Genomic DNA, 20,436 nt, shown 5'->3' on the forward strand with positions numbered 1-20,436 from the left:
TTTCATCGAACTCAGGTTAAAATTAATATTGAAAAGAAAAATGGAGATCACAGTGATCTCCATTTTTGTATCTGGGATATAAGAAAATTAGTCTTCCAGCAACGTCATGGTACGCTTGCGGTCAATCTCAAAGATCTGCAGTTTCAGGTTTTTCATTTCTTCAATGCTGCTAAATTTTTTCGATTTAATCTTGTGTTGCAGGCATTGATACTGCAGCTTGGTGGACAGGTCGGCTGCTAGCTTGTCGGCCTGTTCTGGCGAAGATGTATAGTCACTGACGTTGGCATGCTGCAGGATGCGTTGCAGTTCATGATGGTAGGCCGCACAGGCTCCTAGCACATAGTAAGTTGACAGTTCAGGATCATCTGGCAGGTCATCAAAGATGATATTCAGGATGTTCAGAATCTTGTGCAGCAACTGATCTTCGGATACTAGTGCACGTAGTGGCTCAAAATGAATATACAGATACGGATGATTGATCAGAATCGCGATTACATATTCTTCGGCATCAATCTTGGTGCTAAAACTTAAGCTCGCATCATTATTGACCTTCGGTTGCCATTTGCGGTTAAAACCAAGTTTTTCCCGGAAGAACTGCTGCAGCAGGTAACGGTATGAACCCTGTTTGGGTAACAGTTCAGTCAGCTGGCGCAGCTCGGCCATGACCTGACTTTTACCTTCAGGTGTTGCCACATCATGGTTTTGGGTCAGATGGGCAAACACAAAATCGGAGAGTAGTGGCGCCTGATCCAGCAAACGACGGAAGTTTTCAATGCCCTCACGACGGATCAGGGAATCCGGGTCATGGTCATCCGGCAACACGAAAAACTTGAGCTCACGGCCATCATTGAGCAACGGCAGGGCAATCTCTAAGGTACGTCGTGCCGCTTTCTGGCCAGCTGCATCACCGTCAAAGGCAATGGTAATGCGATTGTTCTGCTTGAACAGGATATTCAGGTGTTCGGTATTACTGGCTGTCCCTAGCGTTGCGACTGCCCCATGAATGCCATATTGCTGCAAAGCAATCACATCCATGTAGCCTTCCACCATCAACCAGTCTTGGGCTTTGGCTTTGCGGCCTTCATATAGGCCATATAACAACTGGTTTTTATGGAAGACTTCGGAATCTGGGGAGTTGATGTATTTTGGCTTGATCTCGTCATTCAGTGCCCGGCCACCAAAGCCGACCACACGGCCTTTGGGATCGCGAATCGGGAAAATCACCCGATCCCGCAGCAGGTCGAAATCCCGGCCATTGTCACTGGTGCGGATTAAGCCTAAAAGTTTGAGACCTTCAATATCCTGAGGAAAGGCTTTTTCCAGATGCTGCCAGTCTTCTGGTGCATAACCCAGACGCCAATAGGCAATGGTGTCGCTACTTAAGCCACGCTGCTTGAAATACTGCTGTGCGCTGGCACTGTTAGGTAACTGGCGTTCATAGAACTGCGCGATATTTTCCAGCAGGTCATACAGGTTGCCTTCCTGAGGTGCATCCTGTATCGGCATCTGTTCAAAGGATGCAAATGGATCGCCGTAGTCTTGCTCAGCATTCTGGAATTCCGCAAAGGGATCAAAATGTGCAGTAGGAGCAGCTTCAGTAGATGTATTTGGTGAAGGATTCTGCAGAGCTGATGTTGTTGGCTTTGGTGCAACTTTCGGCTTGGCTTCGCGCTTGTATTTAAGCTTGCTGGAATCCTGATTGTCTTTTGGCAGTTCAATCCCGGTCTGGCTGGACAGATCTTTCATCACCTCGATGAAATTACGGTTACCTATATCCATTAAAAAACGGATGGCATTACCATTGGCCTGACAGCCAAAACAGTGGTAGTACTGCTTGTCACGATAGACGTGGAAAGATGGTGATTTTTCCTGATGGAAAGGGCAGCAGCCCGAATAGGTCCGGCCAGTCTTTTTTAATTTTACGAATTGACCAATCACATCGACAATATCGGTGCGATCGAGAATCTGATCAATCGTATGTTGAGGAATGGCCATGGTGTACTGAGCTTCTCGTGCTGCGTTCTTTAATCGCTAAGTTATTGAAAAAATTAGGCGAGTCAAATACTCGGCCGATTCATTACTGTATAAACCTTTTGCAGTTATTGTTCAAGAACTGTTCATGGTGCTATTTATTTTAGCACTGCCGAAAAAGCAAAAGGGCAAGTATGATACCTTGCCCTTTACAAAAATGCATCCGAAAGAAGCTGCTTATTCGGCAGTTGCTTCTGGTTGCTCTGTTTCAGTATTTGTATTTTTCGGACGGTCCAGCAGGCCAAAGCTGATGCGGTTGGTCAGGCTGCGTTCCTGTTTCGGTTCAGGAATATTATCTGAACCTTCATAAGTACGTGCTTCTTTACCAAAGATACCGAGGGTTGCACGGTTAAACAGGCTGCCTTCACTGCGTGCTGCACGCAGATTCACTGAACCGTCAGCATTGACCAGTTCTGGATAGTTCAATTTCAGCAATTCTATATATTGCTGTGCAGTGGCTTTATCTCCCAGCTTGTCATAGCCATAGGCAATGGTCGCCAGTGCTTCCGGGGTTTGTGGTACTTGTGGGTAATGTTCAATCACCCATTGTGCACGTTCAACTGCAGCCAGGTATGCTTTACGCTTGATATTAAAGCGCGCTGCATTCATTTCATGTTCAGCCAGTTCCTGACCAATGAACTTCATGCGCTGTGCTGCATCCACTGCATATTCGCTGGAAGGGAAGCGGCGGACAAAGTCGACAAAGTTCTGATACGCCACTTTCAGGTAGCTCACATCACGGTGTGCCTGTTTCAGCTTGGTATAACGTAATAAACCGTTATAGTTTTGTTCCATATTCGCTACACCACGCACATAGTAGGCATAGTCGACATTTGGATGCTGTGGATTCAGGCGAATAAAACGTTCTGCCAGTGCTACTGCACCTTCATAATCTTTTTGCTGGAATTTGACATAGAGCAGTTCCAGTTGTGCCTGAGCAGCATATGGACTGGTAGGGAAATAGGTTTCCAGACCTTCAAGCTGTTTTGCGGCATCAGTATATTGTTTGCGATCAAGGGCTTTCTGTGCTTTTTGAATATAAACCTGTTCGCTAGATTCTGGACCTTTATCCACGACTTCTTTTTTTGGATTACTGCTACAGCCTACCATTGCCGATGCAACGCCTAGCGTAATTGCAAGCATTGTCATTTTATAATGTGGTAGCGACATAAAAATTCCTCTGTTAATACGGGCAATGAGCTACAATTGCACTATTAAACCACTTTTGTCTGAATGAGCAAATGAGTCAAGCACAATCTTCCAATTCTAATTTCCCTGAAACTGATTTTAATTTACTTGAAGATTCTGAGGATGCAGATAACCATACTTCAGACACAACTGCAACACGTTTAGCGTTGCAATTTCAGGTGGATGAAACCTATCTGGGCCAGCGGATCGATCAGGTCGCTGCACTGGTATGGAGTGAGTTTTCCCGTGAAAAGCTGAAACAGTGGATCAAAGACGGTAATTTATTGGTCAATGGTCAGCCTGTAAAGCCTAAATATAAATGTGACGGTTTTGAAACCCTGACCTTGAATGTTGAGCTTGAACCTCAAACCCGCAGTCTTCCTGAAGATATTCCTTTGGATATCGTCTATGAAGATGAAGATATTCTGGTGGTGAACAAACCGGTCGGTATGGTGGTGCATCCGGGTGCTGGCAATACTTCAGGTACTTTGGTGAATGCATTATTGTATCACTATCCAAAATCGGCAGAATTGGCACGTGCTGGTCTGGTACACCGTATCGATAAAGACACCAGTGGTTTACTTGTGGTTGCGAAAAACCTCGAAGCGCAGTTTGCGCTTAGCAAGCAGCTGGAAAAGAAATCAGTTTACCGCGTTTATGACTTGGTGGTGTACGGCAATATTATTGCTGGTGGCACCATTAACGAGCCAATCAAACGCCATCCGGTCGATCGCGTAAAAATGGCGGTGTTGCCGGGCGGTAAGGATGCGGTGACACATTACAACGTGAAAGAACGCTTCCAGCATTTCACCCGCGTACAGGCGCGTCTGGAAACCGGTCGTACCCACCAGATTCGTGTGCATTTTAGCTATATCGGTTATGGTCTGGTCGGTGATCAAGTGTATATGCCGCGTGTGCGTCTGCCAGCGGGTGCTTCGCAACTGCTTGAAGATACCTTGCGTGGCTTTAAGCGTCAGGCACTGCATGCCTCACAACTGGGGCTGATCCATCCACGTACCCAGGAAGAAATGATATTTGAAGCGCCGTGGCCAGAAGACTTCGCCAATCTGGTTGAAGTGCTACGCAGCGAAAATAAGGCCTATTAATTTCACCATTACCAGCATCGGTCAGTAAAAGGGAAGAGACATGCAATTTGTACAAGGTTTGCCTCAAGGCGTTTATGTGGGTCAAACCCGAGTTCATCATGAACAGGTTCAACCATCAGCGCAGCCAGAACTGGCAGGCTTTAATCTGGCTTTGCATGTCAATGACGATCCGGTGCGTGTGCAGAAGCATCGCATCCAGTTGCTGAAAGATTTCCAGCCTTATGGTGTGGACAAGATTACCTGGATGACCCAGACGCATAGCACCATTTGTCATACCATCAATGAACAGATGCCATTTACCGCACTGGTTGGTGATGGTCTGGTGACGCAGCGCAAAGCGCATGCCCTGATGATGATGACCGCAGACTGTCTGCCAGTCGTGCTAGGCAATGCTGAAGGCACTGAAGTGGCGAACCTGCATGCCGGCTGGCGTGGTCTGGCGGGTGGTATTGTCGAAAATACCATTGCAACGATGCAAACAAAACCAACTTGGGCCTGGCTCGGTGCTGCAATCAGCCAACCCTGTTTTGAAATTGGTGAGGAAGTCAAAACTGCGTTCTGTTCCAAATATCCAGAACTGGACAGTGCATTTCAGGCGGGTGAAAAAGCAGGCAAGCATTATGCCGATCTATATGCCATTGCCCGATATATCCTGAAACAGCATGGCGTAAACACTGTGCTGGGTGGGGATCAATGTTCCTATAAGCAGACAGATGAGTATTTTTCTTACCGTCGTGAAGCCAAGACTGGACGCATGGCAACATTCGTCTTTATGGCTTGAAAATGTTAAACTTGACTGAAATTCTTGGCTTTTAATTGTTATGTCCCTATCTTCCAAAACTCTTGCGATTGTTTATCACAGTCCTTATGGACACACCGCCAAAGTTGCCCGTTATATTGAACTGGGTGCCGAGCAGGCAGGGGTTCAGGTTGCCTTGATGAATGTGGAGCAGGTGGACTGGGAGGTACTGGATGCCGCAGATGCGATCGTATTTGGCTGCCCGACCTATATGGGCAGCCTGACCGCTGCGATGAAGCTGTTTATGGAGCAGTCGTCCAAGCGCTGGTTGGCACGTGCCTGGCAGGGTAAGCTGGCATCTGCTTTTACTAATGGTGGCGGACTTAGTGGGGACAAGCTGGCCGTACTGCAGCAGATCAACCTGTTTGCCATGCAGCATGGCATGCTCTGGTCTGGTTTGCCGTTGATGCCTACAGGTCGTAGTATGACAGACCTGAACCGTATGTCGAGCTTTTTAGGCTTGATGACCCAGTCGGATAATGCACCTGTCGAAGCCACGCCACCAGAAGGCGATTTGCAAACGGCAATCAAATTTGGTGAACATCTGGCACAAACTTTATATCGACTACAATAAACAAAATTCCTCGCCATAAAAAAACCTCCGTTATGCGGAGGTTTTTTTGTTACTTTGTGCAAAGCGTTATTTATGGAAAATACGTGCTTTATCACGTTGCCAGTCGCGGTCTTTTTCAGAGGCACGTTTGTCGTGCAGCTGCTTACCTTTCACCAGTGCAATTTCCAGTTTGGCATGTGGGCCTTTCCAGTAACAGGCCAGTGGCACACAGGAATAACCTTTTTGATTAATTGCACCTTGCAATTTTTCAATTTCACGACGGTTTAGCAACAGTTTGCGGGTACGGGTTGCTTCAGGCACCACGTGGGTCGAAGCACTCAATAGCGGCTGAATCTGGGCACCAAACAGGAATGCTTCACCATTTTTAAAGGTAATATAGCTTTCCACAATACTCATACGTCCTGCACGCAAAGACTTGACTTCCCAACCTTGTAAAGACAATCCCGCTTCAAATTTTTCTTCAATAAAATAATCGTGACGGGCACGTTTGTTCAGAGCAATCGTTCCGCCGTTATTTTTTTTAACTACAGTTGCTTTCGCCATAATCAGACACTTCCAAAGTTGCAGCTATTGTACCGCAACTTTAATTGAGTTGAAGTTTTTAAATTGATGGAGTTTCTTCACCAAAAAATCAAGATTTTGTTAAAATAGGCACTTGCACCATAAACAGAGTACAAATGGATGAGTAAAACTCGTGTAATTTATCCGGGAACCTTTGATCCGATCACTAATGGCCATATTGACCTGGTGACACGTGCATCGCGTATGTTTGATGAAGTGGTCGTTGCCATTGCTATCGGTCATCACAAGAACCCGGTATTTAGTCTGGAAGAGCGAGTTGATCTGGCTAAAGAGTCGCTGAGCCATTTGTCCAATGTAGAATTTGTTGGCTTTGACGGGCTGTTGGTTAACTTTTTCCGTGAGCAGAAAGCCACTGCCGTACTGCGTGGCCTGCGTGCCGTATCTGACTTTGAATATGAGTTCCAGCTCGCCAACATGAACCGCCAGCTGGATTCTCAGTTTGAAGCCGTATTCCTGACACCTTCAGAGCAATATTCTTTTATTTCATCCACTCTGGTGCGTGAAATTGCCCGCTTACGAGGGGATGTAACCAAGTTCGTTCCAGCAAACGTGGTTGCAGCCTTCGAGCGTAAACTTCAACAAGGTTGGTAGAGTGTCTTTATATATCACCGATGAATGCATCAACTGTGATGTCTGTGAACCTGTATGTCCGAATGAGGCGATTTTCATGGGTGAAATCATCTATGAAATTAACCCGAACCTGTGTACAGAGTGCGTGGGACATCACGACAAACCGCAGTGTCAGCTGTTCTGTCCTGTCGATTGTATCCCGCTTGATCCGAATCATCCGGAAACGCGTGAAGAGCTGCAGGCCAAGTATGAAAGACTGACTGCTCAAAAAACAGCAAGTAAATAGTTCGTATCTTTGTTATGATGCGTGCTCGAAGTGAGCCAGACGATCGCTGCTGTGGAGGTCTCCGTGACTGAAGCAGGAGAGGAAAGTCCGGGCTTCATAGGGCAAGGTGCCAGGTAACGCCTGGGCGGCGTGAGCCGACGGAAAGTGCAGCAGAGAGTAGACCGCCTCATTCGTGAGGTAAGGGTGAAAGGGTGCGGTAAGAGCGCACCGCATGACTGGTAACAGTTCATGGCATGGTAAACCCCACCGGAAGCAAGACCAAATAGGGATCCTTTAGGCATGGCCCATGCTGGATCCGGGTAGGTCGCTTGAGCGTATAAGTGATTGTACGCCTAGAGGAATGATCGTCCACGACAGAACCCGGCTTATCGGCTCACTTCACCAAATTTTGATCAATCAGCGTAATATGGGCTTGACGTTTTTTTCAGAAAATCCCATAATGCGCGCACAGTTTACGGCTATGTAGCTCAGTTGGTTAGAGCATCGCACTCATAATGCGGGGGTCACAGGTTCAAGTCCCGTCATAGCCACCATATTCTGAAAAAGATCATTCCAATTGAATGGTCTTTTTTTATGTCTATAAAAATTAAAATGGTATGATGATTGAAATGTAAACAACTGAATTTAATAACAATGACTGCAGATCAGCTGAATTGGCAAAAAGATAATTTTGAGAATATTCAAACTGCTTGGGAAGGTGATTTATGGGATCGCCGTCGTCTAGGTGAACAATTAGAACGTTATGTAGACCGTTTAAATTGTGGAGCTGTTCTAGCTTTAGATGCTCGTTGGGGTGAAGGTAAGACATGGTTTGTTCGACATTGGAAAAAGCATTTAGAAACAACTCAACCACACAAGCATGATGTAATTTATTTAGATGCCTTTGCAAATGACTATTTGGAAGATCCATTTCTAGTAATTGCTTCTGAAATTGCAGCCAAATTAGATAAAACAGCAGATAAAAAATTAGTTCACAAATTTAAAAAAGCTGCTGCTGTGATGCAACAAGGACTTTTGACACTTACACCAACATTGATTGCATCTATGATTAGTTGTACATTAACTGGTGGGGTTATTCCTTTTATAAGGCTTGATAGTGAATCAATCAAAGATAAAATTGATGATGCAGTAGATAAGGTGGTTGAAAATATTGGTGAAAAAGTCACTGAAGCAATCCAAAATAAAATAGATAGTTATGAAGAAGAAAAGAATTCGTTACAAGCCTTTAAAACAACATTATCAGAGTTAGCTGATAGTTTGGATAAGCCATTAGTTTTTATTATTGATGAACTTGATCGTTGCCGACCAGATTTTGCAATTCGTTTAATTGAAAGGATCAAACATTTTTTTGATATCCCTAAAATAGTATTTGTTTTGGTGATGAATAAACCACAGCTATTGCAATCTGTTCAAAGATATTATGGTTATGATTCAAAATTAAATGGGGATTATTTCGAAAAATTTATTGATTACACAATCGAATTTCCAAAAATTGGCGAAGATCAATTATATGAGGGTGTGATTAAAGAGCAGTTGTATCGTATTGGAGAGTTAAAATCTAAGGCTGATCTAAATGAATTTTTCTTATGGATTTTAAGTTTTCAAGCATCAAAAAAATATAATTCAAGAGAGTTAGTAAAAAAGATTAATCAGTTTGCTCTTTTAAGAGTTGATGAAATAAGGATTAACTTTGTTTTAATAGCAATAATATTTGATAAGAATTTTGAAATTTCGATATATCATTTGAATAAAATAGTTGACTATTTATTTAGTTATTTTGGTGGTTCTGAAAATATGGGGACGACGAAATCTTATTTCGTACGAGAGCAATTATTTAATAAACTAAATATAGATAACTCTATAATTTCTGATATGTATGAAGGTGTTAGCTATATAGAAACAAATTTTCTAACAATAGGGCAGCAGAAGCAGAAAGAGCAAGCTATAAAAAATCTACTCTTTTCTTACTGCATTAGTGGTTTAGATGATATTAAAGATTTTAAAATTATTTGGGATCAATATATTAAAACTGGTCTATTTGAAAAAAGTTGATAGTTCTTCAATATCATCCGTCTGCAATTGCTCACGCATTTTTAAAAACTGCTTTTCATCTAGGTCATAAAGCTTAAGTGAAAGCAGTTTTTCTATATCTTTTTCAGGGAAGCGATATTTAATAATTTTGGCAGGGACACCGCCCACAATGGCATAAGGCGGCACACCTTTAGTAACTACTGCACCTGTTGCTACCACAGCACCTTCACCGAGTTTTACGCCTTGCATAATCATGGCACGTGAGCCAATCCAGCAACCATCACCAACAACCGTATCGCCAGCAGGCACAAAACTGCGTGTATCGAACGGAAATGCGGAAATCCAGTCAGTACGGTGCAACTGATTACCACCCATCATAATCACACATTCTGCGCCAAAACAGACGAAATTGCCGATATAGAGCTGGTCTATAGGCTTGTCTGGCGTCGAAGGCTTGTCATGTAAATAACGCACTACACAGCGTTCAAATCCCTGATCCCAGTAAGCTGAGTAATAAGAGTAATTCCCTTTGATATGAATATTCGGGTTCTTCACCGTTTTCGAGATGAATTCGAACTCGCACCAGTGTTTGACAGGGGAATTGATCAGTTTCTCAGACATAAGATTGTGGGGATTGGGAAGGGTGGAGAGATTATAGCAAAGTCTCCCTTTGAAAAAGGGGGATTTAGGGGGATTAACGAATCTAGATTTATATTCAATCTCAGAGTAATTTCTCCCAACCTCCCTTTAGAAAAGGGAGGGGGTCCATTTTGTATAAAACTTAGTGGATGATTGAGTTGAATGTTTTTTTTTAAGTTCTGCGAAGGAAATATAATAGGCCAAACATTATCGGGAATGTATAAAATAAAATAGTGAATCTACCATCAACTTGTATAAAGGGTTTTAAAATTAAGGCTACAGGGAATGATGCAAATAGAGCGATGATAGCATAACCAAAAACAGTAAAGATCCAATCACTTAAGCCATCTTTATCAGATGGTTGTTCATTATTTTTTTGCCTTTCTTGCCAATTTACATAAGAATAAAAATAAAAGCATAATGAGCCAATTGCGAGAATAACTCCAAAAATTAGATTAGTGAATGTATCTGAGTTACCTCTATATCCACGAGCTAGAATATTAGTACTAAACAAAAGTAATGAGATTGTAATTATGAGATTTTTGATCATTTCATTTTATAATTTTTAGAAAATTGTCTTAATTTTTATTTTAAAGGAATTTTTACAAAAAAACCCCTCATCCGAGGGGTCTTACAGCCGTAAATATCTATAAATAAAACTTAGATATATTCAACGCTCACGATTTCGTATTCCACTTCGCCTTGTGGAGTGACGATTTTCACTTCATCGCCTTCATTTTTGCCCAGAAGACCACGCGCGATTGGAGAGTTCACAGAGATTTTATTGATCTTGAAGTCTGCTTCGTCATCGCCAACGATTTTATAAGTTTTGCGTTCTTCAGTGTCCAGGTTCTCAATGGTCACTGTCACACCAAATACAACGCGGCCATTTTGCTCAAGTGCTTTTACATCGATGACCTGGCAAGCACCAAGCTTACCTTCGATGTCCTGAATACGGCCTTCACAGAAACCCTGCTGTTCACGTGCAGCATGGTATTCCGCATTTTCCTTAAGATCTCCGTGCTCACGTGCCTCTGCAATGGCAGCGGTGATACGTGGACGTTCAACTGTTTTCAGTTGGTGTAATTCTTTCTCTAAGGCTACTTTGCCTTCAGGAGTCATAGGATAACGTTGCATAGTTGTCCCTCAAAAAAGTCAGTATTTAAAAATACAAAGTCTATAAATGAAAAAAAGCCCGCCACCAAGAAGGTGGCGGGACTTCTTGGAAACGGATTAACCTACGCTTTGTAAGTCTTGCAAACGATATACATCCATTGGCAATTTAATCGCTAAAGCTTGGCATACAGCCTCAGCACCGTTCAGGGTAGTGGTGTGGTACACCTTACCTTGAAGCGCTGAACGACGGATCGAGAATGAATCCTGCTGAGCTTGCTTGCCTTCAGTGGTATTGATAATGAGGTGAATTTCGCCATTTTTCAAGCGGTCCACAATATTTGGACGACCTTCGGTTACTTTATTCACACGTTCACATTCGATACCAGCTGCTTTGATGACATCGTAAGTACCGCCAGTAGCGACGATCTTGAAGCCAAAGTCAGCAAGCTGCTTCGCAATACCAACCGCACGTGGTTTATCAGAATCACGTACAGAGATGAATGCATGTTTCACTTCGCCTTCGGTTGGCAGACCTGGCAAGCGATCGTTAGAGCCTAAAACAGCTTTGTAGAACGCTTCACCGAATGTTTTACCAACACCCATCACTTCACCTGTAGATTTCATTTCAGGTCCAAGGATAGGGTCAACACCAGGGAATTTGTTGAATGGGAACACTGCTTCTTTCACAGAGAAGTGCTCTGGAATAATCTCTTTGGTAAAGCCTTGAGACTCAAGAGACTGACCAGCCATACAACGTGCAGCAACTTTCGCTAAAGATTCGCCGATACATTTAGAAACGAACGGAACAGTACGAGACGCACGTGGATTCACTTCCAGGATGTAAACGTCATCACCTTTCACCGCGAACTGAACGTTCATCAGACCGATTACGCCAAGCTCTTTCGCCATAGCCACGGTTTGACGACGCATTTCGTCCTGAACTTCTTTAGACAGAGAGTAAGGAGGAATAGAACATGCTGAGTCACCAGAGTGGATACCTGCTTGTTCGATGTGCTGCATGATACCGCCGATCACCACATCTTTACCATCAGATACGCAGTCTACGTCGACTTCGATCGCATCATCCAAGAAGTGGTCAAGCAGTACAGGTGCATCGTTAGACGCTTGAACCGCATCACGAAGGTAACGTTTCAGTTCGTCTTCGTTATATACGATTTCCATCGCACGGCCACCCAGTACGTATGAAGGACGTACCACCAGTGGGTAACCCACTTTAGCCGCTTCCGCGATACCTTCTTCAGCAGATTTCACGATGCTGTTGTTTGGTTGACGCAGTTGCAGACGTTGAATCATTTGTTGGAAACGTTCACGGTCTTCTGCACGGTCAATCGCGTCTGGAGATGTACCGATAATTGGCGCACCAGCTTCTTCCAAAGCACGAGCCAGTTTCAATGGAGTCTGACCGCCGTACTGAACGATAATGCCTTTTGGCTTTTCAGTACGTACGATTTCAAGAACGTCTTCCAGTGTAATCGGTTCGAAGTACAGACGGTCTGAAGTGTCATAGTCGGTAGAAACAGTTTCAGGGTTACAGTTCACCATGATTGTTTCATAACCGTCATCACGCATTGCCAGGGCAGCGTGTACACAGCAGTAGTCGAATTCAATACCTTGACCGATACGGTTAGGACCGCCACCGATCACCATGATCTTGTCACGGTTAGACGGATTAGATTCACACTCTTCATCGTAAGTTGAGTACATGTAAGCAGTATCAGATTCGAATTCAGCAGCACATGTATCTACACGTTTGTACACTGGAGTTACGCCCAGGTTCCAACGGTGTTTACGGAATTGTTTTTGTGAAATACCCATCAGGTTGGCAATGCGAAGGTCAGATAAACCTTTGCGTTTGAACGCACGGATATTGTCAGCGTTCAGATCACCGAAACCTAAAGTTTTGATCTGTTCTTCGGTTTTTACGATGTCTTCGATCTGGATCAGGAACCAGCGGTCGATCTTAGTTGCTTCAAATACTTCATCTAAAGTGAAGCCGTGACGGAATGCGTCAGCCACATACCAGATACGCTCTGGACCTGGAACTTTAAGTTCTTGAAGGATCTTCTCGCGAGCACCTTCAGTACCCACCGCAATTTTCTCGTCGAAACCAGAAGCGCCAACCTCAAGGCCGCGAAGTGCTTTGTTTACAGATTCCTGGAAGTTACGGCCGATTGCCATGACTTCACCTACAGATTTCATCTGTGTAGTCAAAGTCGCGTCAGCTTGCGGGAATTTTTCGAAGTTGAAACGAGGAACTTTAGTCACCACGTAGTCGATCGATGGTTCGAAAGATGCTGGAGTTACGCCACCAGTGATGTCGTTTTTCAGTTCATCAAGGGTATAACCTACCGCCAGTTTCGCAGCCACTTTAGCGATAGGGAAACCAGTTGCTTTAGACGCCAGTGCAGATGAACGAGATACACGAGGGTTCATCTCGATGATTACCATACGGCCATCTTTCGGGTTGATACCGAACTGTACGTTAGAACCACCAGTTTCCACGCCAATTTCACGCAGAACTGCTAGAGATGCATTACGCATCAACTGGTATTCTTTGTCAGTCAATGTTTGTGCTGGAGCAACTGTAATTGAGTCACCAGTGTGCACGCCCATTGGGTCGAAGTTTTCGATTGAACATACGATGATACAGTTGTCGTTTTTGTCACGTACAACTTCCATTTCGTACTCTTTCCAGCCAATCAGTGATTCATCAATCAGTAACTGGTGAGTAGGAGAGAGGTCGAAACCACGTTCACAGATTTCTAGGAATTCTTCACGGTTGTAAGCAATACCACCGCCTGAACCACCCATAGTGAATGATGGACGGATAATTACAGGGAAACCGAAGCGAGCCTGGATTTCCAGCGCTTCTTCCATTGATTCAGCAATCGCAGCTTTTGGACATTCAAGACCAATTTTGCGCATTGCTTGGTCAAACAGTTTACGGTCTTCTGCTTTTTCGATTGCTTCTTTAGTCGCACCGATCAATTCAACATTGTATTTTGCTAATACACCGTTGGCATCCAGTGCCAGTGCACAGTTCAGTGCAGTCTGACCACCCATAGTTGGCAGAACAGCATCTGGACGTTCTTTTTCAATGATCGCAGCAACAGTCTGCCAGGTGATTGGCTCGATATAAGTTGCATCCGCCATTGCTGGGTCAGTCATGATGGTTGCTGGGTTGGAGTTTACCAGGATAACGCGGTAACCTTCTTCACGCAGCGCTTTACATGCTTGTGCACCAGAATAGTCAAACTCACACGCCTGACCGATAACAATAGGACCAGCACCAATAATTAAGATGCTTTTAATATCCGTACGCTTTGGCATTATTTCGCTCCTTAATTACTTCTTAGATGCTTCGATAAGTTCGATGAAATGATCGAACAGTGGGGCACAGTCGTGTGGACCTGGGCTGGCTTCAGGGTGACCCTGGAAGCTGAATGCAGGCTTGTCTGTACGATGGATACCCTGAAGGGTTTGGTCGAACAGCGACTTGTGAGTTGCTTTCAGGTTTGCAGGTAAAGTTTCTGCATCCACTGCGAAGCCGTGGTTCTGAGAAGTAATCATCACTGTACCATCTTCGATGTTTTGTACAGGATGGTTGGCGCCGTGGTGACCGTGAGGCATTTTCACAGTTTTAGCACCAGATGCCAGCGCAAGGATTTGGTGGCCTAGGCAGATACCAAATACTGGAATTTCAGTTGTTTCAACAATTGTTTTTACAGCTTCAATCGCGTAATCACATGCTGCTGGGTCGCCAGGACCGTTAGACAGGAATACACCGTCCGGATTCAGGGCCAGTACTTTTTCAGCAGGAGTTTGTGCAGGGACAACAGTCAGTTTACAACCGCGGTCTGCAAGCATACGCAAGATGTTGGTTTTGACACCGTAATCGTATGCAACAACATGGTATTTAAGTTCAGGTTGAGCGAAGCCTTTGCCAAGTTCCCATGAGCCTTCAGTCCATTCAAAACCTTCAGGATCACAGCATTCTTTAGCCAGGTCTAAACCATTTAACCCACCGAATGCGCGTGCTTTTTCTAGCGCTTCTTCTTCAGTGATGTTTTCGCCAACAAGGATACAACCGTTTTGCGCGCCCTTAGCACGCAGGATTCGAGTCAGTTTTCGGGTATCGATGTCTGCAATCGCAACTACATTGTGTTCTTTTAAATATTCACTTAAAGATTGCGTTGATCGGAAGTTGCTATGCAATAAAGGAAGGTCACGGATAATTAAACCGTTGGCCCATACTTTATGAATACGACCAGATTCTGAATCTTCGTCGTTACAACCAGTGTTCCCAATGTGAGGGTAAGTTAAAGTCACTAATTGTTGTGCATAACTTGGGTCAGTCAAAATTTCTTGATAGCCAGTCATGGCAGTATTAAAAACGACTTCACCTGTCGTACATCCCGATGCACCGATAGACGTTCCTTTAAAGATCGTACCGTCGGCAAGGGCTAAAATGGCGAGGGTGCTCAAACCAAAGCTCCTGAAATTTAGGCTGTAAAAAAGCGAGTAGATGAAAAAAAAGGAAGGCTATGTTTTAACCTACCCTCCCTACATCTGCTCGCTTGACTCAACAGCGCATTATACGCATGAAGTCTGAAAATGTCCAATCAACTAATAGAGAATATGATAGATAAATTCCTTGCTTTTTGACTGAAAGTCTGTTTTACGATCAATGTTAAAAAATGTAACCATTTGAGAATTGTCAGACAAATCAAGTCTTAAATTTTATCGGATCGTCTAGTATGAAGTTGTCTCAATATAACTACATAGGCAAAAGACATGGCTACAACAAATAAAACAACAGCATCCAAAAAGTCGCTTAACGTCGTTGTCACCGAATCTGCCGAGCAGCTTGAAAAAGCAGCCGTCGAAGCTAAAGAGCAGGTGGTAGAAACACTTGGGGAAAGCAAAGAAAATATTGAAGCTGAAGTGAAAAAACTCAGCGGTACCGTGACTGAACAACTGACTCAATTCAAACAGGATTTACTGCAGAAGATCGATACGCTAAAAGAGCAGTTGTTTGGTTCACAAACCGAGCTAAATGAACTGACCAGCTTTATCAAAACTGAATTTACAGCAGTGATTGATGACCTTTCTAAACTGGGCAAAGAATTAAAAGAAGATGTGACCCAGATCTCGACCAAGCACAAGGATCATCTGACTGAAACCCTAAAACGTTCCAAAGACAGCACCATTGAAGTATTGAAGAAAGTCAAACCGGTCGTTGTAAAAGGAGAAACTGAAGAAAAAGAAACAGAATTAAAAAGCTAAAATCTTATAAAAACAAAAAATGAGCCGAGGGGGAACATGCAAGTTCTCCTTTTGCGTTCAACGCAACACTGACTCATACAATTATAATAGGGGGTCATGATGCACGATCATCTTGTTGCGGCAATGGTATTACTCGCCTTGATCATGGTTCTGAATCTTGAATCCTGGAAAAGCCGTCTAGCTTACCTTGTCGTGGTACTGCTGAGTTTTGCTTCTCTCAGCGCATTACAGGCCGCAATTTCCGTAATTGCGATGACACTTACTCTTATCCTTTATGTTGCAGTCACTACAATCCAGAAAAATGCACGACTACAGCATTCCGCTGAAGCAACCAAAACCCACCATTATTTATAAACTCAATAAAAAACCTGAGTTCATTCGAGCTCAGGTTTTTTCATGCTATATCCGCTAAGTTTTAACTTAGAACACATGCAACCAGTCACGCTTGTTATGAAAATCTGCCTGAGAGCTGCTGTGCTGCATAGCATAGTAATGCTCACCCTGCGAGGTTTTTAACACCGCAGACAGGCCAATAAACAGATCTGACCATTTCAGCTTGTGCTGGTTCATAAAGTCGGTCAGATCCAGACTGACATTCATGCCGTAATGGGTACGTTTGAGCTGAACCAGATCAATGTCATAAGCCGGTTGCGGTGGCATATCTTCCGGATAGCGGTATTCTTCAAACTGATACGCCTGCCAGGCCTGTGAAGGAGAGAGATTGATCTCGCGATAAAAGTCCTCGTCCCGAACCCCAATAAAGATTTCGAAACAGGTCTGTTCCCACAAATAATCCTGACGGGGATGTGCTGCGACCAGATCTGGCCAGAGCACATACTGGTTCGGGTCACGTAGCCAGTAACCTACATTTAATATAAATGGACTTTGCTGTTCGATGGCACCAACCAGAGAAATCGCCTGAAAGCGACGATCGAATGCATTGAGTTCGTAACTAGCCATAAATCCTGAACTTAGTTAGACAAGTGAGCAAAACGAACAAGGTTAGACAGTTTTTGATTCTGTTTCGGAGCTTTCTTATAAAGCAGAGCAATTTTACCGATGGTTTGAACCAGTTCAGCACCTGTTGCTTCAATGATGTCGGTGATCAGTGCAGCACGCGCTTCACGGTCTTCGGCAACGACTTTCACTTTAATCAGTTCGTGATCGTTCAGGGCACGTTCCAGTTCTTCGACTACGCTTTCAGTCAGGCCCTTGTCACCAAGCATTACCACTGGGTTTAATGCATGTCCGATTTGACGTAAACGTTTACGTTCCTGAATAGATAAAGACGCCATGAGAGATAACCTGATTTTAAAAACGGCTTAGTATAGCAAAAGCGAAAAACAAACGCTTTAAATTCTGGGCAAATAATCCGGATCAAATCATAAAAAATGCAACGTTTGGTCTTCGATTTAGATACAGATGAATACTGCAAATCATGTGTTTTTCACGTACAATTAACAATTGGAAGTTTTTTTTATTTAGAGAGTTATGGCAACACGCATTACCAACCAAAAGTTATCCAAAAGTAGTCGTGCGTGGATGAGAGAGCATCTCGATGACTTTTATGTGAAGAAAGCGCAAAAAGAAGGTTATCGGGCACGTGCAGCGTATAAGCTTCTTGAAATCCAAGAAAAATACAACATCATTAAACCAGGCATGACCGTAGTCGATTTGGGCGCAGCGCCAGGTAGCTGGTCACAAATCGCTGGAAAACTGGTTGGTCCCAAAGGTCTGGTGATTGCATCTGACATTTTAGAAATGGATGCACTGCCAGACGTAACCTTCTTGCAAGGCGACTTTCGTGAGCAGGAAGTGTTCGATAAATTGTTAAATATTTTAGATGGACGTACCGTAGACGTTGTAATTTCCGATATGGCCCCCAATACATCAGGTAATAGGGCTGTCGATCAACCGCGTCAGATCTATTTATGCGAACTGGCTTTGGACTTTGCCAATAAGGTCTTGGGTCCTAAAGGTCAGTTTGTAGTGAAAGTATTCCAGGGCACAGGCTTTGATGAATTCCGTAAAGAAGTCGTTAACAGTTTTGATGTCCTAAAAACGGCAAAACCTGCAGCATCGCGTGCACGCTCGAAAGAAGTATTTCTGGTCGGGCAGGGGCGCAAGAAGGCTTCTCAATAAAGTCTACTTGCCAACACGCTAAAAATTGTGCATTTTGTACGTTTTTAATATTACAAGTTGCACGCAACTTGGAAACTTAGGTCACCCCGTAAGGGCATGATCAAATTAGATTGGAAATGGGAATAAAGCTTTGAGCGATCTTTTTAAGAATGCCGTATTGTGGCTCGTGATACTGGGCGTGCTGGTACTGATCTTCAGTAACGTCAGTGATCGTAATCAGCCGCAAACAATGAACTATTCAGAGTTCGTTGCCGCGGTGAATGACGGCCAGATTAAGCAAGTGACAATAGATGGCGAAAGAATTCGTGGTGAGAAATCAAACGGTTCAGAGTTTGAAAGCATTCGCCCGGCAGTTCAGGATCCTGAACTGATGCCTAGCCTGATCAAAAATAAGGTTGTGGTAGAAGGTACTGCACCACAGCGTCAAGGCTTGCTCATGCAGCTGCTTATCGCAAGTTTCCCTGTGCTTTTAATCATTTTGTTATTCATGTTCTTTATGCGCAACATGGGTGGCGGTGCAGGCGGCAAGAATGGCCCGATGAGCTTCGGTAAATCGAAAGCGAAAATGCTGTCTGAAGACCAGATTAAAGTCACTTTTGCTGATGTTGCCGGTTGTGATGAAGCAAAACAGGAAGTAGTCGAAATCGTTGACTTCCTGAAAGATCCGGCAAAATTCAAACGTCTGGGTGCGACTATTCCAAAAGGCGTCCTGATGGTAGGCCCTCCAGGTACAGGTAAAACCTTGCTTGCGAAAGCGATTGCGGGTGAAGCCAAAGTCCCATTCTTCAGTATTTCCGGTTCTGACTTCGTAGAAATGTTCGTGGGTGTCGGTGCATCACGTGTACGTGACATGTTCGAACAGGCGAAACGTCATGCACCATGTATCATCTTCATTGATGAGATTGATGCAGTAGGTCGTCATCGTGGTTCGGGTACCGGTGGTGGTCACGACGAACGTGAGCAAACTCTGAACCAGATGCTGGTAGAAATGGATGGTTTTGAAGGTAATGAAGGTATTATCGTCATCGCCGCAACTAACCGTGCTGACGTACTGGATAAAGCTTTACTTCGTCCAGGCCGTTTCGACCGTCAAGTGATGGTTGGTCTGCCAGACATCAAAGGTCGTGAACAGATCCTGAATGTACACCTGAAAAAACTGCCTTCAATCACTGGCGTAGATGTCAAAGTTCTAGCTCGTGGTACACCTGGTTTCTCTGGTGCGCAATTGGCTAACCTTGTCAACGAAGCTGCATTGTTTGCGGCACGTCGTAACAAGAATACGGTCGACATGCACGACTTTGAAGATGCTAAAGACAAGTTGTACATGGGGCCTGAGCGTAAATCGATGGTACTTCGTGAAGAAGAACGTCGTGCAACGGCTTACCATGAAGCTGGCCATGCGATTGTGGCTGAAATGCTTCCGGGTACAGACCCTGTACATAAAGTGACCATTATGCCGCGTGGTTGGGCGTTGGGTGTAACCTGGCAATTGCCTGAGTTTGACCAGACTAGCCATTACAAAGACAAGATGCTGAATGATATCGCGATCCTGTTTGGTGGTCGTATCGCAGAAGAAGTATTCATCAACCAGATGTCTACGGGTGCTTCGAACGACTTCGAACGTGCAACCAAAATGGCACGTGCGATGGTCACCAAATACGGTATGTCTGAAAAACTCGGTGTCATGGTCTATGAAGATGATTCTCAACAGTCATTCATGGGCAGCATTGGTAGTCGTACCATTTCAGAAGCCACTCAGCAACAGGTGGATGCTGAAATCCGCCGTATCATTGATCAGCAATATCGCGTTGCTCGTGACATCCTTGAAAATAACAAGGATATCGCACATGCGATGGTGAAAGCGCTGCTTGAATGGGAAACAATTGATCGCGAACAAATCCGTGACATTATGGAAGGTCGTGAGCCTCAACCACCGAAAGTGTATGTTGCAGACAATCCTGTGATTGATGTGACACCGAAGGATGGTCCACTGACTCCACCGCCATTGCCAGCGAACTAAGCTGAATCTAAAAAAACCACCTGTGGGTTAATGCCAGTCAGTTAA

Annotated in this window: 20 protein-coding genes, 1 tRNA gene and 1 other RNA gene; 12 read left to right on the plus strand and 10 right to left on the minus strand. The window is 44.2% G+C overall.

Features of this window, described 5'->3' with window-relative positions:
* Positions 1-87: 87 nt before the first annotated feature.
* Both GW12_RS02530 and GW12_RS02535 read right to left on the minus strand, forming a co-directional pair.
* A complete protein-coding gene (locus tag GW12_RS02530; protein ID WP_034583019.1) occupies positions 88-1,995 on the minus strand; it encodes a DNA primase in 1,908 nt (635 codons plus the stop codon).
* A gap of 213 nt (positions 1,996-2,208) precedes the next feature.
* Positions 2,209-3,201 (minus strand): outer membrane protein assembly factor BamD, encoded by a 993-nt coding sequence (locus GW12_RS02535; protein ID WP_034583022.1) that lies wholly within the window; start codon positions 3,199-3,201, stop codon positions 2,209-2,211.
* Between the two features lie 71 nt (positions 3,202-3,272).
* Here GW12_RS02535 and rluD point away from each other — a divergent pair, with 71 nt between their 5' ends.
* The 3 genes from rluD to GW12_RS02550 are packed head-to-tail and all read left to right on the plus strand — an operon-like array spanning position 3,273 to position 5,698.
* Positions 3,273-4,325, plus strand: a complete 1,053-nt coding sequence (rluD, locus tag GW12_RS02540; protein WP_034583025.1) for a 23S rRNA pseudouridine(1911/1915/1917) synthase RluD — start codon at positions 3,273-3,275, stop codon at positions 4,323-4,325.
* Between the two features lie 40 nt (positions 4,326-4,365).
* Positions 4,366-5,106 (plus strand): peptidoglycan editing factor PgeF, encoded by a 741-nt coding sequence (gene pgeF, locus GW12_RS02545; protein WP_034583029.1) that lies wholly within the window; start codon positions 4,366-4,368, stop codon positions 5,104-5,106.
* Between the two features lie 40 nt (positions 5,107-5,146).
* The gene (locus GW12_RS02550) at positions 5,147-5,698 is read left to right on the plus strand and encodes a flavodoxin family protein (RefSeq protein WP_034583032.1); all 552 of its coding nucleotides are present in this window, start codon (positions 5,147-5,149) and stop codon (positions 5,696-5,698) included.
* Between the two features lie 66 nt (positions 5,699-5,764).
* Here the strand turns inward: GW12_RS02550 and smpB are convergent, their stop codons facing one another.
* The gene (gene smpB / locus GW12_RS02555) at positions 5,765-6,241 is read right to left on the minus strand and encodes an SsrA-binding protein SmpB (protein WP_034583034.1); all 477 of its coding nucleotides are present in this window, start codon (positions 6,239-6,241) and stop codon (positions 5,765-5,767) included.
* Positions 6,242-6,379: 138 nt separating this feature from the next.
* On the opposite strand from smpB, the gene coaD reads away from it, so the two are divergent.
* The 5 genes from coaD to GW12_RS02575 all read left to right on the plus strand — a co-directional run bounded on the left by coaD (position 6,380) and on the right by GW12_RS02575 (position 9,188).
* On the plus strand, positions 6,380-6,871 hold the full coding sequence (gene coaD, locus GW12_RS02560; protein WP_034583036.1) for a pantetheine-phosphate adenylyltransferase: 492 nt from the start codon (positions 6,380-6,382) through the stop codon (positions 6,869-6,871).
* A gap of 1 nt (position 6,872) precedes the next feature.
* Positions 6,873-7,136, plus strand: coding sequence for a YfhL family 4Fe-4S dicluster ferredoxin (locus tag GW12_RS02565; protein WP_034583038.1), 264 nt, complete (start codon positions 6,873-6,875; stop codon positions 7,134-7,136).
* 27 nt (positions 7,137-7,163) lie between these two features.
* An RNA gene (gene rnpB / locus GW12_RS15165) (RNase P RNA component class A) lies at positions 7,164-7,520 on the plus strand.
* Between the two features lie 72 nt (positions 7,521-7,592).
* Positions 7,593-7,669 (plus strand) — tRNA-Met (locus GW12_RS02570).
* A 100-nt stretch (positions 7,670-7,769) separates the two neighbouring features.
* Positions 7,770-9,188, plus strand: coding sequence for a P-loop NTPase fold protein (locus tag GW12_RS02575; protein WP_034583040.1), 1,419 nt, complete (start codon positions 7,770-7,772; stop codon positions 9,186-9,188).
* Here GW12_RS02575 and GW12_RS02580 read toward each other — a convergent pair.
* From GW12_RS02580 to carA, 5 genes are all read right to left on the minus strand, one after another.
* Positions 9,171-9,788, minus strand: coding sequence for a CatB-related O-acetyltransferase (locus tag GW12_RS02580; RefSeq protein WP_034583042.1), 618 nt, complete (start codon positions 9,786-9,788; stop codon positions 9,171-9,173). The genes GW12_RS02575 and GW12_RS02580 overlap by 18 nt on opposite strands.
* Before the next feature lie 190 nt (positions 9,789-9,978).
* On the minus strand, positions 9,979-10,356 hold the full coding sequence (locus GW12_RS16190) for a putative four-helix membrane protein (RefSeq protein WP_052127869.1): 378 nt from the start codon (positions 10,354-10,356) through the stop codon (positions 9,979-9,981).
* Positions 10,357-10,466: 110 nt separating this feature from the next.
* On the minus strand, positions 10,467-10,943 hold the full coding sequence (gene greA / locus GW12_RS02590) for a transcription elongation factor GreA (protein ID WP_034583045.1): 477 nt from the start codon (positions 10,941-10,943) through the stop codon (positions 10,467-10,469).
* A 96-nt stretch (positions 10,944-11,039) separates the two neighbouring features.
* Entirely contained in the window at positions 11,040-14,273 is a 3,234-nt protein-coding gene (gene carB, locus GW12_RS02595; protein WP_034583047.1) for a carbamoyl-phosphate synthase large subunit, read from the minus strand.
* A 15-nt stretch (positions 14,274-14,288) separates the two neighbouring features.
* A complete protein-coding gene (carA, locus tag GW12_RS02600) occupies positions 14,289-15,428 on the minus strand; it encodes a glutamine-hydrolyzing carbamoyl-phosphate synthase small subunit (RefSeq protein ID WP_034583048.1) in 1,140 nt (379 codons plus the stop codon).
* A 309-nt stretch (positions 15,429-15,737) separates the two neighbouring features.
* Between carA and GW12_RS02605 the strand changes: the two genes are divergently transcribed.
* A complete protein-coding gene (locus tag GW12_RS02605; RefSeq protein ID WP_034583049.1) occupies positions 15,738-16,229 on the plus strand; it encodes a hypothetical protein in 492 nt (163 codons plus the stop codon).
* Positions 16,230-16,328: 99 nt separating this feature from the next.
* Complete coding sequence (locus GW12_RS02610; RefSeq protein ID WP_052127870.1) at positions 16,329-16,583, plus strand: hypothetical protein; 255 nt, start codon at positions 16,329-16,331, stop codon at positions 16,581-16,583.
* Between the two features lie 66 nt (positions 16,584-16,649).
* Here the strand turns inward: GW12_RS02610 and GW12_RS02615 are convergent, their stop codons facing one another.
* Positions 16,650-17,189: a DOMON-like domain-containing protein gene (locus GW12_RS02615; RefSeq protein ID WP_034583051.1), complete on the minus strand. Its 540-nt coding sequence runs from the start codon at positions 17,187-17,189 to the stop codon at positions 16,650-16,652.
* Positions 17,190-17,200: 11 nt separating this feature from the next.
* On the minus strand, positions 17,201-17,524 hold the full coding sequence (yhbY, locus tag GW12_RS02620; RefSeq protein ID WP_034583053.1) for a ribosome assembly RNA-binding protein YhbY: 324 nt from the start codon (positions 17,522-17,524) through the stop codon (positions 17,201-17,203).
* 196 nt (positions 17,525-17,720) lie between these two features.
* Between yhbY and rlmE the strand changes: the two genes are divergently transcribed.
* Complete coding sequence (gene rlmE, locus GW12_RS02625; RefSeq protein WP_034583054.1) at positions 17,721-18,371, plus strand: 23S rRNA (uridine(2552)-2'-O)-methyltransferase RlmE; 651 nt, start codon at positions 17,721-17,723, stop codon at positions 18,369-18,371.
* A 130-nt stretch (positions 18,372-18,501) separates the two neighbouring features.
* On the plus strand, positions 18,502-20,391 hold the full coding sequence (gene ftsH, locus GW12_RS02630; protein ID WP_034583055.1) for an ATP-dependent zinc metalloprotease FtsH: 1,890 nt from the start codon (positions 18,502-18,504) through the stop codon (positions 20,389-20,391).
* Positions 20,392-20,436: the final 45 nt, after the last annotated feature.

It is taken from the genome of Acinetobacter sp. HR7, assembly GCF_000773685.1.
Classification (GTDB): domain Bacteria; phylum Pseudomonadota; class Gammaproteobacteria; order Pseudomonadales; family Moraxellaceae; genus Acinetobacter; species Acinetobacter thermotolerans.